This window comes from Thalassobacterium sedimentorum (assembly GCF_031127905.1).
Classification (GTDB): domain Bacteria; phylum Verrucomicrobiota; class Verrucomicrobiia; order Opitutales; family Coraliomargaritaceae; genus Thalassobacterium; species Thalassobacterium sedimentorum.
On sequence record NZ_JARXIC010000036.1, the window covers coordinates 1 to 17,928 of the forward strand.

Annotated in this window: 10 protein-coding genes; 9 read left to right on the forward strand and 1 reads right to left on the reverse strand. The window is 52.7% G+C overall.

What is annotated here, in order from left to right; all coding sequences use genetic code 11:
* The coding region (locus QEH59_RS15655) for a DUF5722 domain-containing protein (RefSeq protein WP_308986323.1) at positions 1–2,087 on the reverse strand (2,087 nt) is incomplete at its 3' end.
* Between the two features lie 159 nt (positions 2,088–2,246).
* Here QEH59_RS15655 and QEH59_RS15660 point away from each other — a divergent pair.
* The 9 genes from QEH59_RS15660 to QEH59_RS15700 all read left to right on the forward strand — a co-directional run bounded on the left by QEH59_RS15660 (position 2,247) and on the right by QEH59_RS15700 (position 17,819).
* Entirely contained in the window at positions 2,247–5,843 is a 3,597-nt protein-coding gene (locus tag QEH59_RS15660; protein WP_308986324.1) for a hypothetical protein, read from the forward strand.
* A gap of 1 nt (position 5,844) precedes the next feature.
* Positions 5,845–6,606 carry a hypothetical protein gene (locus QEH59_RS15665; protein ID WP_308986325.1) on the forward strand — a complete coding sequence of 254 codons (762 nt, stop codon included), beginning with the start codon at positions 5,845–5,847 and terminating at the stop codon, positions 6,604–6,606.
* Positions 6,607–6,661: 55 nt separating this feature from the next.
* Entirely contained in the window at positions 6,662–8,977 is a 2,316-nt protein-coding gene (locus QEH59_RS15670; RefSeq protein WP_308986326.1) for an alpha-L-rhamnosidase, read from the forward strand.
* Between the two features lie 52 nt (positions 8,978–9,029).
* The gene (locus tag QEH59_RS15675) at positions 9,030–10,859 is read left to right on the forward strand and encodes a sulfatase (protein ID WP_308986327.1); all 1,830 of its coding nucleotides are present in this window, start codon (positions 9,030–9,032) and stop codon (positions 10,857–10,859) included.
* Between the two features lie 92 nt (positions 10,860–10,951).
* Positions 10,952–11,632: a type II secretion system protein gene (locus QEH59_RS15680; protein WP_308986328.1), complete on the forward strand. Its 681-nt coding sequence runs from the start codon at positions 10,952–10,954 to the stop codon at positions 11,630–11,632.
* Between the two features lie 17 nt (positions 11,633–11,649).
* Positions 11,650–13,482: a sulfatase gene (locus QEH59_RS15685; protein WP_308986329.1), complete on the forward strand. Its 1,833-nt coding sequence runs from the start codon at positions 11,650–11,652 to the stop codon at positions 13,480–13,482.
* A gap of 6 nt (positions 13,483–13,488) precedes the next feature.
* Positions 13,489–14,934, forward strand: coding sequence for a sulfatase family protein (locus QEH59_RS15690; RefSeq protein ID WP_308986330.1), 1,446 nt, complete (start codon positions 13,489–13,491; stop codon positions 14,932–14,934).
* 5 nt (positions 14,935–14,939) lie between these two features.
* Positions 14,940–16,832 carry a sulfatase-like hydrolase/transferase gene (locus QEH59_RS15695; RefSeq protein ID WP_308986331.1) on the forward strand — a complete coding sequence of 631 codons (1,893 nt, stop codon included), beginning with the start codon at positions 14,940–14,942 and terminating at the stop codon, positions 16,830–16,832.
* 6 nt (positions 16,833–16,838) lie between these two features.
* Positions 16,839–17,819, forward strand: a complete 981-nt coding sequence (locus QEH59_RS15700; RefSeq protein WP_308986332.1) for a hypothetical protein — start codon at positions 16,839–16,841, stop codon at positions 17,817–17,819.
* Positions 17,820–17,928 lie beyond the last annotated feature (109 nt).

Below are 17,928 nucleotides of genomic sequence, written 5' to 3' on the forward strand. Positions count from 1 at the left end.
GTCCAATCATCAATGCCTATTACGGATTTGAAGGGGGCGGTGGTGCTGGCTTCTGCGGGTGTTTCGAGTGCGGAGTAAACGCTGAAGGCGGGTTCTTTGCGGATGCCAAAGGGGTGTTCTTTGCTGGGCAGCGTGCGGAGTCCGACTTTGAGTCCGCCTTCCATCGGGTGGTCGACCCAGCGGTGGTAATGAAAACTTTCGATGGAATCGAGGGGCATGATCTTGGCCCATGTGTATGCGATCGCGGCGGCCTTGTCCTTCATTGATTTCTGACTGTAGTCGGGCGTGTGGTAGCCTTGTTCTGACAGAACGATGGTGCGCTTTTTTTTCTTATAAAGAAAACGGTCTTGGCTGAGATAGGCGTCGAGGACTTCGATGTTTTTGGGAGTGATCATTGGAGAGTCGAAGTGGTTGGTCGCTTTGGTGTCTTCCCAAGTGCGCGGCTTTAATAAACTTTGCGGGTAGGGGTGATAGGCGATCGCCCATTGGTAGTCGCCGCTGACGGTGGAGTAGTCGGCCAAGCGGTCTAGCAACGCGCGGGGTGGGTAGGCTTTGAATTTATCTGCGGGGCTGTAGTTCCAGTGGTGCGTTAGCGAGATGAAGACTTCGGCGGTGGGATTGAAGCGACGGGCTTCGATGTAAGTGAGGCGCATGGCCTTCTCATAGGTGTCCATGTAGGTGGCCATGGGAGTCTCGCCCATATTGGTCCAGATCCAGCCATAATCGACTTCGTTGAAGACGATCCAGTGGGTGATCCAGCCATGCTTTTTGTCGGGGCGACTGTAGCGTTCGGCTAGGAAAGAGACGATGGCTCGGTAGAGGTCGCTGCTGGCTTCTGTGGTCAGGTTGGCCATGGAGTAGATTCCGGCGCTTTGGTAGTCGGGGTGCACGAGGAGTCCTGCATGCTTTCCAACGAGCAAGATGGCGCTGGTGACGATGCCCATGTCAGTGAGCTGTCGAATGTTTTTGTCGTGCTGGTGGACGGCGGCGGCGTTGAATTTCCAGAGCTTACCTTGGTGCGTGTATTCGATGATTTCCGCATTCGGGCCGAGGTTGATCAGATTGCCGAGCTCGATGTTGACGGTGGATGCGGTAATGCCCAGATCGCCGAGGTCGTCATGGTAAATGCCTTCTTTATAAGTGATACCGCCGAGACCTTTTTTGTTGGCAGGTCTGAGGCGAGGGATGTCGCGTTCGGCGGCAGCGCTTAGGTCGGTGGCCCAAACGGCAGGACTGAGTAATGTCGTGGTTTCACCGTTTGGCTGCGCTTGTGCGAGTGCATAACGATTGGCGATGCGGTCGCGGCCTTCAGCTTGGAAGCGGGGGAGGTGGACCTCATACTTGCCAGTTAGAGGCTCCATGTTTAGAAGTGTGCCGTGGGTGGAATTCCACGGATCTTCATGCGGGAGGTATTCGATTAAGTGGATGGAGCGGTGTGAGGAATTTTGAATCGTGCCTGATAAGACTATCTGCTGGCTCTGGACGGATATATTCGCGATGCGCTCAGGCCAATTTTCTTTGTGGAGGTAGGCTTCGATGGATTTGGCGGTCGCTAGCTTTCTCGCTTGGATGGCCTCGGCCTCGGCCGCATTCATTTGCTCTTCTTGGGTGGGGGCGCGCAGCTGTAGATTGCGCATTTGTATTTGCGTGCCTGGTCTGCGGCCGATGTCGATACGGATGACGTCATCCTTGGCGGTCCATTTGCCTTTGGTTCCAGTTTTTAGATTAATCGAGTAGGGCTGCCATGCTTCAGCTTTGGGCAGGGCGCCGCCTTCGAGTTGCCGGCTTTGACTCCAATTGGGTTTCTTTAAACTTTTTGAGTAGAAGACTTCCAGGAAGTCGACTCCGTCGGGGCAGAAGTATTCGAAGGCAAGGATATGGCTGTCTTCGCTGATTCCGGTTGAGCGGGTGGATGAAAGCACGATTTGTGGGTCATTGCCGGTGGTTGTGATTTGCAGCGCATTGTCGGCTGTCCGCTCGACCGTGACGTCGACATTCTTCGAGAAGTCGATCCTGAGTGGACTCGCTGCGTTCAGGCCGTGTGAGGCTAGCAATAAGAGAGAAATGAGGTAGAAGAGCTTTTTCATCGGGAGGGTGTAGAGTAGTCAAATTGAACGTTTCTGCTAATGTAGATCCATGAAAATAGAAATATAGAGACTTTACAAGAAAGGATTCTTATATAATGCTTTGTCAACATCGCTGAAAAGAGATGTCGCCCTCTATCTGCTCTTCCCCGTCGATTTCTTGTGTTTAAATTTCCCCAGAACCAACCTACGGCTACCGCTGGCTTTGCGCTTGTTTTAGCGCTTTCGCTCATGGCATTTGTGCTAGTGCTATTACTTTCGATCACGACACTGGTGCGTGTGGAAACGAGCGCTTCGGGCACGGCAATCAGCCGGATGGAGGCGCAGCAAAACGCATTGCTCGGGGTTTATGTGGCAGTGGGGGAGTTGCAGCGCGGACTGGGTCCAGATCAACGAGTGACGGCGCCTGCGGACCTCTTTGATAGTGCGCCGGATACCTTAGAAAGCGAGGGCGTCTTGAATCCTTATTGGCTGGCAGCGTATCCCAGTGTGCAGCCTGGAAGCGAAGCTCAGAGTTTGGAGGCCTTACGTGCTTGGTCGACGGATCAATCGGCGGCAGATCGGGTTAATTGGTTTGTTTCTGCACTTACAGATCTGAGTGAAGCAGGCGTGAATCCCGCGACGATCGATGTGGTCGCGCTCAATGGTGGAGATGCCTCTCAAGTGATTACACTCGCTCGTTATAAAGATAATACAGACGCGGTGGTGGATGTGCGGGCAGGGAAACTGGATATTACGAATCAGAGCGATTCGGTGGACGGGCGTTATGCTTGGTGGGTCGCGGATGAGAGTGCCAAGTTTCGGATCAATGTGACTAAAGACGATGTTGTTTTGGATGGTCAGCCCTTCGACCCACGCTGGTCGTTGATGGCTCCGCATCGGTCGAACCCATCGGTGATTACTGAGCTGTCTTCATTTGATGTCGCCGATCCTTCGCAGAAAGCAAAAATGGCCCGTGTCTCCAGTGCGGATAGTTTGCAGCTTTTGGACCCAAGCTGGGAGATTTGGACCCGTGAGAATAGCGATGACTATACGACGGTCGCGCAGAGTATTCCAGTCGATGTGACTCAGGGGCGGTTGAAGGAAGATCTCAGCGTTTACTTGGGCTCTGATTTGAGCGGCCTGAACGACTCGGACTTTATCGTTCGTGGCAGTGCGACCGATTTGAATTATCGTGGGCAGTTGAGTGTGCCAGCGTTTCAAATGGATCACAGTGCATTGAAGCTGCCTCAGTTTGGTTTGCTGAAATCGTGGTATACCCGCGGCATGAACCTTTCTGGGCTCGATCAAGGAACTCCCGCAGAGCCGCGCGCGCAGGCACCGGATGCGAGTGGTCTGCATCCAGTGATTTTAAGAACGGCACTGTATTTTGGAGTCTCGTATGAGATCATGCCGGACGGGAGTGTTATGCCCGTCTATCTGGTTTACCCTAAATTTGTTTTGTGGAATCCACACAACGTGCCCATTGCGCCTGCCAAATACATCGTGCAGGTGCGGGCCTTCACGACGATTAATACGCAAATTAATGCAGATTTATCTGATGATGGCATCGACAATCCAAGGAGCTATGCGGCGGTGAATATCACTCCGGGGCAAGAGCCTTTCGGTTATCAGGGTAACCTGCCCGCACAGCCTGCGAATAATACATTTGCTCATATGAACTTCGCCGGTGGGGGGAGCTGGGCGCTGGAACGCGATGCGGAAGATAGATATCCTTACTTTACTTTCGTGATTGATAATCAAGGTTTTGCGCCTGGGGAAACACTCTATTTTACCGGTGCCGACAAGCATCCCAATGGCGAATATGTGGACACTGAAGTGGAGGACGTTTCCGCTGATTTTAATAATCATAATTTGTTAGTGAATGCCGATGAGGGACCACTTGGATTCTTTTACTTACCTTCGGGCTCTTTTCTGACGCCATTGCCGAATCAGACGGGCGATCCCGTGCCGACAACTGGCAGCAGCGATACCCTGCAAACGACTATCTACTTCAGAGATACCTTAACCAATGCGCCCGATGGGAATCGAGAGCCCAGTTTATCTTCGAAGTTGTATCACTATTCGAGTTCCGGGGATGTGGAGCTCTTACAGTATTTGGATCTGTCAGGGCCTAGTTATACCGAAACCCAAATCGATTGGGAGCACATCGATACCGAGGGCAATAGCGGCAATAACTGGAGCCCGCTGGATCGTCCTGTTTCTTATCGCAGCCTCGATTACTATAAAAACATCAACCCGTTCGAAGCCGTGGCTCATCGTGGACACGGTTACTTTATTAGCCCGATGGCGAGCCCTTCGGCTGGCAATAAGGCGCGAATGATGGCACGGCACAATTTCGCGATGAATGAAGTGACTATGGCAGACCCGCTGGTGAGTAACTTGAGCTCGGGCCGTATATATTCAGACTCGATTCCGACGGATAATTGGTTCAGTGGTCCGCCGTTTCCTTCGGAAATTCCAGAGGATATTTCGTATGCTGGAATTGTAGCCGATGGTTACGATCGACCTGGTGGATATGGGCTCTATCAGAATAGTAGTAATTTTAGCCAAGGCACCGTTTATCCACTCTATGACAGCGTGCGCATGGAAACGGATCTGTTTTCGATCGGCTTTTTGAAGAATGTGAACTTTAGCCAGTTCTATTGGCAGCCGACATTTACTGTGGGTAACTCGGAGGCGCACACCCATGTCCATCGCAATAACATCAAAGCGACCCAGGGGAGCACCGTATATACGGACCTTTCTTATCTATTAAATGAGTCGCTCTTTGATCGTTTTTATCTGTCGACGATTCCGCAAACGGGTGTGTTCAATCCCACCGCAGATTTGATTTTGCCGAACACTCGAAATCGTTTAGTAGCGGGGGACGATGGCACATTTGCAAGTGATACGAATCTGCGAAATTCTCCCACAGCGTTTGCGCAATCCGCTGCCAGTATTGAGATTGAAGGTGGCTTCAACGTCAACTCCACTTCGGTCGATGCATGGCGCATGTTGCTGGCCTCTTATCTCGGAGAGAGCGTGCTCGCCGCCGATGGTAGTGCGAGTCACTCCTTACAAAACTCCGCGTTGACCTCAAAACTGTATCCCTTGCTGGCCGAAGGTGGCGCAGTCGATCCCTCCGCTCCAGAGGCATGGTCCGCAGTGCGCTCTTTAACTGTGAACGAGATCGACTTGCTGGCTGAAGCGATTGTCGAAGAGGTGAAGCGTCGCGGTCCGTTTCTATCTCTGGCAGATTTCGTGAATCGTCGTTTGGTGGGGAATTCAGCGACCGTGGAGGGCGACTACCTTGGGCTGAAGGGCACGTTGCAAGCGGCCATCGATAAGCTGTCCATTTCAGGGCAAGGAGTGCTCAACGAAGCATACTACCAGGGCAGTCTTGCCGCTCTCGCGCTTAACTATCCCGACGGTGTGCCAGTCAACTCTAGCTACCCCGAGCATGAAACAGGTATGCCTGGTGGATTGGGGGGCTCACGCATGTTTGGAGTGCCTGGATTCTTGACACAGGGAGATCTCCTTTCGGCCTTAGCGCCGATCCTGACCGTGCGGGGGGATACCTTTACGATTCGTGCCTATGGGGAATCACTTTCCGGAATTTCGGACAAGGTGGAATCCAAAGTTTGGTGCGAAGCAGTGGTGCAACGTGTGGCGGATCCGGTGGCAGTCGGGGATTCCGTGGTGGCTCCTACGGGGGATTTTGGACGCTCTTTTCGAATCCTCTCAATTCGTTGGTTGAATGAGGCCGATGTTATTTAATATGAATTCACGAAAATTATTTTTACTCGGACTCCTCACTGTCTGCGCCGTTCCAGTCGTATCGGCTGATGAGAAGATGAAGGCGGCAGAGATGTCTTCCATCAATTACTCGGATTTTCCCAGTATGTTGAGTCCAGATGATTTGGGTTTCAAGGTGCTGGCTCCGTTCATCGGCAAAGAAGACTTGTTCATTCAATATGGAGCCGGTGGCTATCGCAGAATCCAAACAGTGGCGGACGGCTTAAGTCACACGCATTATTATTCTGGTTCGAGCCCGCTCACGTTTTATCGCAAGGGTGTGGACGCGGAAGGGGAGGTGATTTATCTGCCAGTGGGATCTTGTAATTTTAAGTCAGCGACGAAGGATGCCGTCATCTGTATGCAGAAACGCGGTGAGGAATATATTGCCTTTCCGATTGATCTGAGCCTGAAGGGACAGCCACTGGGCAGTGTGCGCTTTGTCAATTTCACGCCCGCTAATTTGGTTGTGCTGCTCAACGACGAACGAGCGGCCATCAAGCCCGGCGGCGAAGTGGTCACTACCTTCGAATCCAAAGCGAAGACCTATTTTAATTTTAAAATAGGGGCAATGTATGAGGATGAGGCCAAGATGATTTACTCCAAGCGGCATCCCTTTCGTGGAGGGATGCGCATTCTCTTTATCGGCTATGCCTCGCGCTCTCCGGCGAGTGGTGAAAGTCCCTTTCGTGTCGTGAGTCACTATGATAAAGGTCCAGAGGTCCGAGCGATGTCGGCCGAGTGAGCCTATAATCTTGCAGCGTCTATTTCTGAATTTCCACAACTGTTAAACGATCTACATGACTTCATTGAGTGACCAATCTGTTTGGCTGGTTTCGCCCTTATCGAGCGAATCGACACCAACATCTGCATCTTATTTTCGCACTAAGTTCGAGCTTCCAAATGAAGTGACGAAGGCGGTCTTGCGCTTTTCAGCACTCGGCATTGTGGAGCCGTGGATCAATGGCGTGCGTGTCAATGACGACTATTTTACGCCCGGGTGGAGTGACTATCGCAAGCGTGCATATGTGTGCCGTTACGAGGTAACCGAGCAGCTTGAAGTCGGTGAGAATTGCCTGGGCATTGTACTGGCCGATGGCTGGGCGGGTGCCGCTTTTGGCCCCAAGGGGCATGAAGCTAGCCACGCGCCGCAGACCATGTTTGTCGCGGAATTGCAGCTCACCTTTGCCGACGGGACGCAGCAGGTGATCGGGAGTGATGTCACTTGGAAAGTGCGCCGTGGGCCTGTCGTCAAAAATTCGCTGTATCACGGGGAGACCTATGATGCCCGTAAGGCGATGCCAGATTGGGCATCGAGTTCCAGCGCGGAGCGCGGGTGGAAGTCAGTCGCGAGTGTGGAGACGCCGCAGATCGAGTTGACGGAGAAAGCCTGCCCGCCAGTGCGGGTGACGGAAACCTTAGCAGTGGTGGAGCTGCGCAAAGAGTCGTCAGGCTGGATCGCCGACTTTGGGCAAAACTTGGTTGGAGTCGTTCGTATCAAGTTAAAGGATACGCGTGCAGGTCAAAAAGTAATTTTGAAATTCGCTGAGATGTTAAATGAAGACGGCTCGCTGTATTTAGAGAATCTGCGCGATGCGGAAGCGACGGATTGCTACATTTGTAAGGGATCTGCGGAAGAAAGCTATCAGCCGCATTTCACCTTTCATGGCTTTCGCTATGTGCAGATCGAAGGAGTCGAGTCGGACTTGAGTGTTGAAGATCTGGAAGCCTGTGTGCTGCATAATGATTTGGCCCCTCTGGGGACGTTTAAGACTTCCAATGCGATAGTGAATCAGTTGCAGGACTGTATTCGCTGGGGGCAACGCGGGAACTTTTTAGAAGCACCGACCGACTGTCCACAACGCGACGAGCGCTTGGGCTGGTCGGGGGATGCCCAGGTGTTTGTGGATACGGCATGCTTTAATTATGATTGCGAGGGTTTCTACCGACAGTGGATGGATGCCATGCGCGATGGTCAGCGAGAGGACGGAGCGTTTCCCGACGTGGCTCCAGATATTCTAGGTTGGCATGGTAATGCCGGCTGGGGCGACGCGGGCATCATTGTGCCACATGCAGTCTGGCTGCACACTGGAGCGACTACGATTATTGAAGAAAACTGGCAGGCGATGGAGCGCTATCTGCGCTTTCTCAAAGACCGGGCGAAGCAATATATTCAGCCAGAAACCGTCTATGGTGACTGGCTCGCAGTCGATGCGGTGAAGCCGCAATGGGGGCCGACACCGAAGGATTTGATTGGCACCGCCTATTATGCCAGAGACGCGCAACTTATGGCGCGTATGGCTGACGCGCTGGAGCGAACTGCTGCTGCGAAACGTTATAGCCAACTGGCGGCGCGGATCACTGCTGCTTTTCAGCAGCGCTTTATCACCGCGGAAGGATTGGTATTAGGAGATACCCAGACTAGTTATTTGATGGCTTTAGCTTTTGACCTCGTGCCCGAGCATTTGATCGAGGCCGCGGGCGCACGTCTGGTGGAAAAGATCGAAGCGCGTGAGTGGCATTTGTCGACTGGCTTTCTTGGCACGCCATTGCTCAATCCGGTGTTGTCTAAAATTGGGCGCAGTGATGTGGCTTACAAGTTGCTGCTGCAGGAGAGCTATCCGAGTTGGTTGTATCCGATCAAGAACGGCGCGACCACGATGTGGGAGCGTTGGAATAGTTGGACGCGTGAAGATGGCTTTGGTCCAGTGGAAATGAATTCATTCAATCACTATGCCTACGGTGCGATCGGCGAGTGGCTGTATCAAACAGTGGGCGGCATCGCGCCGTGCCCGGAGGCGCCAGGCTATACGCGCGCTATTTTATCGGCTCAGCCGAGCCCCGACTTAAAGCGCGCCTCCTGTGTCTTGAAAACGCGCGTTGGCACGTATCGCTCAAAATGGACGATCAAGCGAAAGAACTTACACTGGGACCTGGCAGTTCCGGAGAGTGGGGAAGGGCGGGTAGTGCTGCCTGCGACGCCATGGTCGAAGGTGAAGCTCAATGGTAAATCAGTGCCGAGCCGTTTGAAGCATACCGATCAGCGCAACGCTATGTGCCTGCCTGTTGGGAAGCATCGTATTGAAATTGAGAATTGCCCGCTCGCGCATCTTTAAATTCTCAAAGGCCCATTTCATCCGTCATCGGGCACGCCGCATTTTAATAACTATGTCTGCTTTAAGCACTCTATTCTACGTCCCTGCGATCTGTCTCGCGACTGTTGCTTCATTGCTCGCGTCTGCGTCACAAGCTGAGCCTGAACGCCCCAATGTTGTGATGATCATCGTTGACGATCTCGGTTGGCGCGACCTCGGCTGCTATGGTAGCGAGCTCTACCAAACCCCAGCGGTCGATGCCTTGGCGGCGGAAGGCTTGAGCTTTTCAAATGCCTATGCGTCCAGTCCGCTCTGCACGCCGACCCGGGCCAGTATTCTTACGGGGCAAACGGTGGGCCGCTTGCGTTTGACCACGCCCGTCGGGCATGTGCCTGAGGTGAAGCTCGATGCTGCGGAGCGTGCGAGCGCGGCGGCTGGTCTGCCGATGACGGAGCCGGAAACCAATAACCGGATTCCACTCGATTCGATTACCATTTCCAAATTGTTAGAAGATGCCGGCTACGCGACTGCCTTCATGGGAAAATGGCATCTGGGCTACGATCCCTACATTCCTGAAAACTTTGGCTTCGATCATGTTGTGGGCGGACGTGGTTTCCCCGGCCCGCCGCCTCCGGGATTTTTTGGTCCTTGGGATACTGTAGAGACCAATATGCCTGCGGTCGAAGGGCATCCCAATGCGGATGATGTGATCGGTGATGCGGCGGTCGATTTTATCGAGTCCAAGCAAGACGAACCTTTCTTTCTGGCGCTCTGGTTTTTTAACGTGCACGCGCCTTTCCAAGGGAAGCCCGAACTCATTGAGAAATACCGTCCACTCGCGGCGCAGACGCAGTATCAAAAATCTGCGATCATGGGAGCCATGGTCGAGACGATGGATCAGAACGTGGGCAAAGTCACCGAAGCACTTAAACGCTTAGGCTTAGATGAGAACACGATCGTGATTTTCTCCTCCGATAACGGAGGCAACATGTATGATCGTCCCGAGGGCGAGAATCCGACGAATAATTATCCCTTGAAAGCAGGGAAGGGCAACAACTACGAAGGCGGCTCGCGTGTGCCGCTGATTGTGAAATGGCCGGGCCAAGTGGCTGCTGGTGGTTGGACCGATACCATTGCGATCAGCTATGATTTTTTTCCGACCTTGCTCGATGTTGCTCAGTTGGAAACTCCCGAAGCTGCGGTGCTCGATGGCGTGAGTTTGCGCCCCGCCTTTTCCGGTGAGTTGATGCAGCGTCCGCCTGTGACTAGTATGTTTGGACACACCGTGTTGGCCACGGGGAACCTTGCGAATGCGTGGGTGCGTGATGGCAAATGGAAGTTGCTACGTTTCTTTAACCTCGGGGCCGATCAGGAGGACTTACTGGAGCTGTATGATCTGTCGATCGATTCCGGCGAAACTCAGAACTTGGCTTTAGAGCATGCAGAAGTCGCCGAGCGATTGAACGACTGGCTAGAAGCACATTTGGTCGAGACCGAGACGTTGCTGCCTCGCAAGAACCCGAACTGCGATCCTGAGATGAAACAAGCCGGTTTCGTAATGCAATCCGGTGGTTATTTCATCGGCGGCCCAGATGCAAGCAAGGCGACGATTACCTCCAATGCCGATCGAGTGGTGTTGCGCTACTATCCAGAGGTGGGCGCTACAGGCGACCAGTTGGAATTTCAATTGATGTCAAATTGCGTGATTTCCGCCGCGGTAGGCCTTGGAGATGGACCACTCTACGGGGCGCCCGTCACTGTGAATTCTGATCTTACGCAGGGACGCGTCATTGTGCCGCTCGGGCGTGCTTATGAGCGTGGGCCCATTACACTGCTGTTCGATATGGAGCAGCCAGGCCGTAGCCACATCAGTGCGGTGCAGTTGAGCGACAGCCATCGGTAGCTCCTGAATTAGCCGTAACAGATCCGATAAAAACTCATGCATTGCGAGTTGACAAAAGTTCATAAGAAAGGTTTCTTATGACATACCTCATTATGAAAAAACGATCCCAAACTGCTTTTACCCTGATTGAATTATTAACTGTGATCGCGATAATTGCGATTTTAGCGGCGATCTTGATCCCCGCCGTGGGGGCCGTCAGGGATCGGGCTAATAGTTCGAAAAGTGTGTCCAACCTCAGGCAGATCGGGAACGCGGTGTCGCTGTTTACAAATCAGCACAAAGGCATTTTTCCTTTGCTTAACCGCAAGTTGAGTGATCCGGATAGCACGTCCCAGTATTTTTGGGTGCAAGCCTTGGAAGAAGAGATTTTGGAGTGGGATCGTTCGGAGTCGGGCAAGCATCCGATGTTTAATGACCCGACGGCGCAAAAGAGTCATGGCATCAGCGACTACGGCGGCAGCACCTATATTTTTCTAGATGCGAATCCGGACAATACGGATCGTTCCACTTCTGGGTTCAGTGTGAATCGTCTCGAAAATCCCGCACAGACACTCGTGCTCTGTACCGCCTATGCGGAAAATACTGGAAACGCGTCTTGGTATATTCAGGGCGATTTCGCCAAAGGATCGAATCCGACGAATATACCGGAGCCCCGTTTAAATAATGGCGAGGTGGGCGTGGTCTTTGCGGATGGCCACACTGAGTTACTTAGTCGTGAAGACGTTTACGATTTGGAGTTTCGCAAACGTCTTTTTGACCCGTCCGAATATTAATCCCGCTTCAGTTTCCTATGTCTATTTTTAAGTCTTTAGTGCTGGGGACATTGCTTGGCCTTGTCGCGCTTACCGCGGGCGCGAAACAGCCTAATATTATTCTGATTGTTGCGGATGATTTGGGTTGGCGTGATAGCTCCGCCTATAAGAGTGAGTTTTATCAAACTCCAGGCATCGATCGTTTGGCGAGCGAAGGGGTGCTTTTCACGGATGCCTATTCGTCGAACCCCCTGTGCTCGCCGACGCGTGCCAGTATTTTGACTGGTCAGTCGCCGGCGCGTTTGCGTTTCACCGCCGCGTCGGGACATATTCAGCAGGCGATTTTAGATCCCAAGCAAGGGACTGCGGCGGCTGTGGATAAGCCGGTTATCATCCCTCAATCGCGCTCACGTCTGCCCAATGAATACGTCACCTATGCCGAGCTTTTACAAGAGGCTGGCTATCGCACCGCGTTTATGGGGAAGTGGCATGTCGGTTCCGCTCCCTACATCCCCGAAAATCAGGGCTTTGATGTGGTGATCGGTGGACGTCATCATCCGGGGCCACCACCTCCGGGAGGCTTCTTTGCGCCATGGAAAGTGGAGACGATTCCCGACTACCCGAAAGGCACGCATATCTCCGATGCGATCACCGATGAAGCGTTGAAGTTTATCAAAGCCAATCGCAGCGATCCTTTTCTACTCAACCTGTGGTTTTACGATGTGCATGCACCGTTTCAAGCGAAGCCTGCCTTGGTCGATAAGTATGAGCAATTGGTCGACCCCGACTACCCGCAACGCTCGCCGACGATGGGGGCGATGATTGAGGCAATGGATCAAAATATCGAACGCCTGTTGCAGGAGCTCGATCGTATGGGCCTGCGCGACGACACCATTATTATTTTCACCTCCGACAACGGCGGCAACATGTATAACGAAGTCGATGGCACCACACCGACCAACAACTTTCCGCTGAAGAGTGGTAAGGGCAATAACTACGAGGGCGGGGTGCGTGTGCCCTTGATTGTTTCGTGGGCAGGCGTATCACGTCCAGGCACCATGACGGATTCGGTGGTGTGCTCTGCTGATTTGTATCCTACGATCTTGAACATGGCAGGCTTACCGCAGCATCCTGAGCATCACAAAGATGGCATCGACTTTAGTGCAGCCATTGTAGGGGAATTCTTTGATCGCGGTCCCTTCATTTCTCACTTCCCACACTATGTGCCGGCCACGGATAATTTACCTAACACTAGTGTGCGCGTTGGTGACTATAAGTTGTATCGCTTTTACTACGACGGCGAAAATCAAGCGCACCGCTATGAGCTCTATAACTTGAAAACGGATATCGGTGAGACGAACAACCTCGCCGACAGTATGCCGGATAAAGTCTCGCAGATGGACGCGACTATCGAAGCCTATTTGCAAGAAGCTGAGGTGCTGGTGCCGATCAAAAATCCGCGCTTCGCTAGTAAACCGGTGATGGGCTGGAACGTGATCGGCGATGTTGAACTCACAGCCGAAGATGGAGTGCTCCGCATGGATAGTCATGGTCGTGATCCTCGGATCAGTAGTCACGACTTTCATCATGTCAGTGGCCCCGTGGCGCTGTCCTTTACGATGCGTTCCAAATCGATTGGAAAGGGCCAAGTCTTTTGGACATCGCCCACGGTGAAAGGCTTTAAGGGCGACGATTCGGCTAGCTTTTCGGTCAAGCAAGATGGTGCCTGGCATGATTACGTGGTCCAGCTGCCGTTCACTGGAAAATTGAACTCAATACGTTTAGATCCCTCGCAGGGTGAGGGTAGGATCGAACTCAAAAACATACGTCTGCTCGGTTCAAACGGGCAGGTCTTACACACTTGGAAGTAATTATTTATGTTAAAAAAAGCATGTCTACTCTTGGCCGCGACCTGTCTATTGCAGTCGGTCTCTGTCGCAAAACAACCGAATGTCGTTCTCATTCTGGCGGACGATATGAGCCCCGATCTCTCGATGCTGGGTACGCCTGGCATTGAGACGCCAAACATCGATGCATTCGCTAAAGAAGGGGTGTATTTCAACAATGCATTTGCCGCTTCGGCGTCCTGCTCGCCCTCGCGCACTGCGATCCTAACAGGCATGTGGCCGCACAGTAATGGCAACTGGCGCAATGTGCACACGCCGCCGTTGAATCTTCCCGATAAAGCATTTTCCCGTGAGACACACATCGTTGACAAAGTTGGGATTGGTCGTGACGTGGCGACACTCCCTGAGGTTTTTCAGGCCAACGGCTACTTCACCGCAATCACACAGAAGCTCCACTTGAGCCCCGCCTGGCGTTATCCTTATGACGCACGCAATCCAGTGCAGTCCGAGCCTAAGCGTTTTCACAAAGTGATGGGCGATTTCATCGAGCAGGCGGGCGATCGTCCATTTTTTATTCATGCCAACGTCGCCGCGCCACACCGGCCTTATCGTGCTCACTTAAAATCCAATCCAGATCAGGAACTACCTGCGGCAGACAGTATCGAAGTGCCGTCGTTCTTGCCCGACACACCGGGCGTGCGCCGCGATATGCAGGAGTATTACGCCTGTGTTGAGATCGCAGATGCATGCGTCGGTGCGATCCTTCAGGCCTTGGATGATGCGGGCATTCGTGAGGAGACCTTCATCATCTTCACCTCCGACCAAGGCATGCCGATTCACTATGCCAAAGCATCCGCGTATCCTACTGGAACACGTATTCCGCTCGCGGTGGTGGGGCCTGGTGTCGTCAAAGGACAGACGAATGACTCGCCCGTTTCACAAATCGATTATGCGCCCACGATTCTTGATTATTGTGGCATTGAAATTCCTGAAGTCATGCAGGGGGAATCTTTGCGGCCGATCCTCAGTGGGGGAGACAGTATCGAAGGGCGCGAGTATGTGTTTGCCGAGCACAATTCACACGGTCCCGATCCGCGCGAATTCTACCCGCAACGTGTGGTGACTGATGGCAACTGGTATTACATTTTGAATGTCGATCCTGAAAAAACACAGCGTTTGCCCGATGATCTTCGCGGTGTCGAAGTGTGGGGCAACCATGCTTACGATGCGATCATTGCCGCGAAAGAGAGTCACCCCGCTGAATATGCGTATCTAACACTTTTTGATAAACCAAGGCAGCCTGAGCATCTCTACAAAATCAATGAAGATAAATGGGGCGTGCATGACTTGGCCACTAATCCCGAACGTCAGGCAGTCTTACAGCGCATGCGAGCGGCGATGCATATGTGGCGCACGGCTACGAATGACATTGAAAAGAGTCCGTTGGAAATTCCAGAGCAGCCGGACGCCCACTAATGCTTTTGAACTGCAAACAAGTTTTCGCATCGCTCGTGCTGGGAAGTCTTCTTTGGGCGGGAGCGCTACCGGCGGACGCGACGCAGCCGAATGTGATCGTGATTCTAGCTGATGATTTAGGCTACTCCGATCTGGGGGCCTATGGTGGCGAGATAGAGACACCGAACCTCGACCGCCTCGCAAATCAGGGGGTTCGTTATTCGCAGTTTCGAGTGACCCCGATGTGCTCTACCACACGGGTGGCATTGATGGCGGGGATGTCGTATCCCGCAGCGGGCAACGGAAGCTATAAGAATGTGTTGCCCTTGCCGTCGCTGCTGCAGCGTGGCGGTTACCGAACGATGATGGCGGGCAAGTGGCACGCGGGAGCTCGTGACCCCAGAGATCGCAAGATGTTTGATCGCTTCTTCGGTTTTCTAGGCGGACTGACTGATTGTTTTGTCGGCAGTAATGATTGGTATACGGGGCAAACACAGTTTCGCGACTTTAAGCCAGGCTTTGATGCGACGACGGCTTTCACCGATTCCAGTATCGAGTTTATGGGTGAAGCGCTGGAGGACGATGTGCCGTTTTTCATGTATGTTGCCTACAATGCGCCGCATCATCCTTTGCAGGCGCGTAAAGAAACGGTGGATAAATATATCGGCCGCTACATGGATGGCTACGAGGCGGTGCGCGAGGCACGCTATCAACGTCAGTTGGAGCTCGGCCTAGTCGATCCCGCATGGACGCCTGCGCCGCATGGCGTGGAGGTGCGACGCTGGAATGAGTTGCCCGAAGCACGTAAGGTCGTCGAAGACGCCCGTATGGCCGCCTACGCCGCAATGGTGGATGAGATGGATCAAGGGATCGGTCGACTCATTGCTTTTCTCGAAGAGGCCGGCGAATTGGACGACACGCTCATTCTGTTTATGTCCGATAATGGCGGGGATTATAACAACGGCTCGATACGAACCGATGCGGACCAGATCCCATGGAAACCGCACAACAATCCGACCAGTAGTAATGGTTGGGCGTGGGTGAAAAATACGCCGTTCAATTTTTATAAACATGCCTGCCATGAGGGCGCACTCGCTGCGCCGCTGATTGCGCATTGGCCCAAAGGACTTGCAGGGCGGACGGGGCAGATCGATCGTTCGCCTGTCGCGGTGACTGATATTTACCCCACGCTCTTAGAGTTAACGGGCGTGAATTTTCCAAAGAATGACACTTCGCTGAAGCCGCTCACCGGACGCTCCTTCTTGGAAGCCTTGACGGAGCAAACTGCTTTCGATGCGCCCAGTCGTTTTCTCTGGTTTAACCAATCGCGGGCTTGGATCGAAGATGATATGAAAGCGGTGTCGCTCTATGGCGGGCCGTGGCAGTTGTTTGATCTAGTAAAGGATCGCACCGAGCAGCACGACCTCGCAGAGGCGCAGCCGAAGTTGGCCAGTGAATTGGCGAACAAATGGCAAGCGTATGCGCACGAGATCGAGATGAGCGGTCGGGATAGTCGTGTCGTGGGGCAACAGCAAGCGGGCTGGGGGTGGCATCGTCTACAGATGTTTGCGCCACAGTTGGTGTCCACGTTTCCAGAAAATTCCAAGCTCACTGCGCCGGGAACGACTCGCTTGGAAATGCACTTTTCGGCGGCTGTTGATTTGAGCGGGGCGAAGGGGAAGTTTCTTCGTTTGTTCAAGGTAAGTGATGAGCAGAATCCTGTGTGGGAAATGGATCTCGATGCTTCGCATCCCAGCCAAGGGCAGCGCAGGTTATGTTTTGATAACATCCCTGCGCTCGAAGCCGATACGCAGTATTACGTCTTGGTTGATCCGGGCGCATTTAAGGTCGGCGGTAAGCCAGTTGGTGTCATTAATGATGGCGCATACTGGTGGCGATTTAGAACCACGGCGGAGTAATTTAGCATGAAAAAACTGATTATAAGCACCCTTATCGCGAGCACGTGCGCGGCGGCTTCCGCTGCGGTCGTCATCATTGATCCACCGCAGGCGAATTCGCTGATACTAGAAAACTTTAGTGGGACCTCCGACCCTTCTTCGGAGCAGAGAAATGGCGTGCGCTTTGTTGCCGCTCAGGATGGTGTTGCGAAATATTCCATTACGGATCGAGCAGACCCTCAGCTGATTTTTAGGGGCTATGTCGGAGGTGTTGATTTTGCGAATTACCCGAATGTCCGTATTCGGCATTCATTTTCCGAATCTAACCAGAGCGGCAGTGTTTATCCGATGCCAGCGCGCGAAGGGAAAATGGGCAAGGTTTCAATCAATCATACTCTGGCGGGGCGACAGGTGGTGTTAGAGGAATATCCTCCACTAGGGCAAGGCTTGCGCCTCGATCCTGTAGATGGTGATCACGTGCCAGGCGAGTATTGTATCGACTACATTATCTTAGATCGCGGTCGGACGCTGGGATTTGAATTCGATCAAAAAGACACTACGCGTGGTGGTTTAAATAACTTTTTTATCGGCAATAATCTAGGCGGTGAGAATGGCAAAGAGATCGTTTCGGGGATTGATCGGGGGGTGTATCATGGCGAGCCTATGAGTTCCGACTCGATGATGATTTTGCAACTGACTCCCGCGACTGGTTTGACCGCCATAAATTCAAAGATCTATAAATTTATCGAAGTTCGCATGCGTGTGCTGGAGCCTCAGCAAGGCGTGGGAACTATTTTCTTTCGTAGTGAAACAGCGAACTCAGGCAGCAGCAAAATCGAATTCGATCTGGTTGATGATGAATATTTTCATACCTACCTGATCGATTTACGTGAGGATGCGTCTTGGAACTCTGGGATGATTAATAGCTTTCGCTTTGATCCAACCAATCGAAAACAAGAGTTTGAGATCGATCACATCCGCTTCTACGAGACGGTGAAGTTTAAGTGATTTTTTGCAGGTAGGGGCTTCACTTGTGAAGACCGCGTGTGAGCAGTTCGTCGCAATGTTGCGGCTTGAGGGCGGTGTGTTTTTAATCTTAGTGTTGTTATTTTTCCTG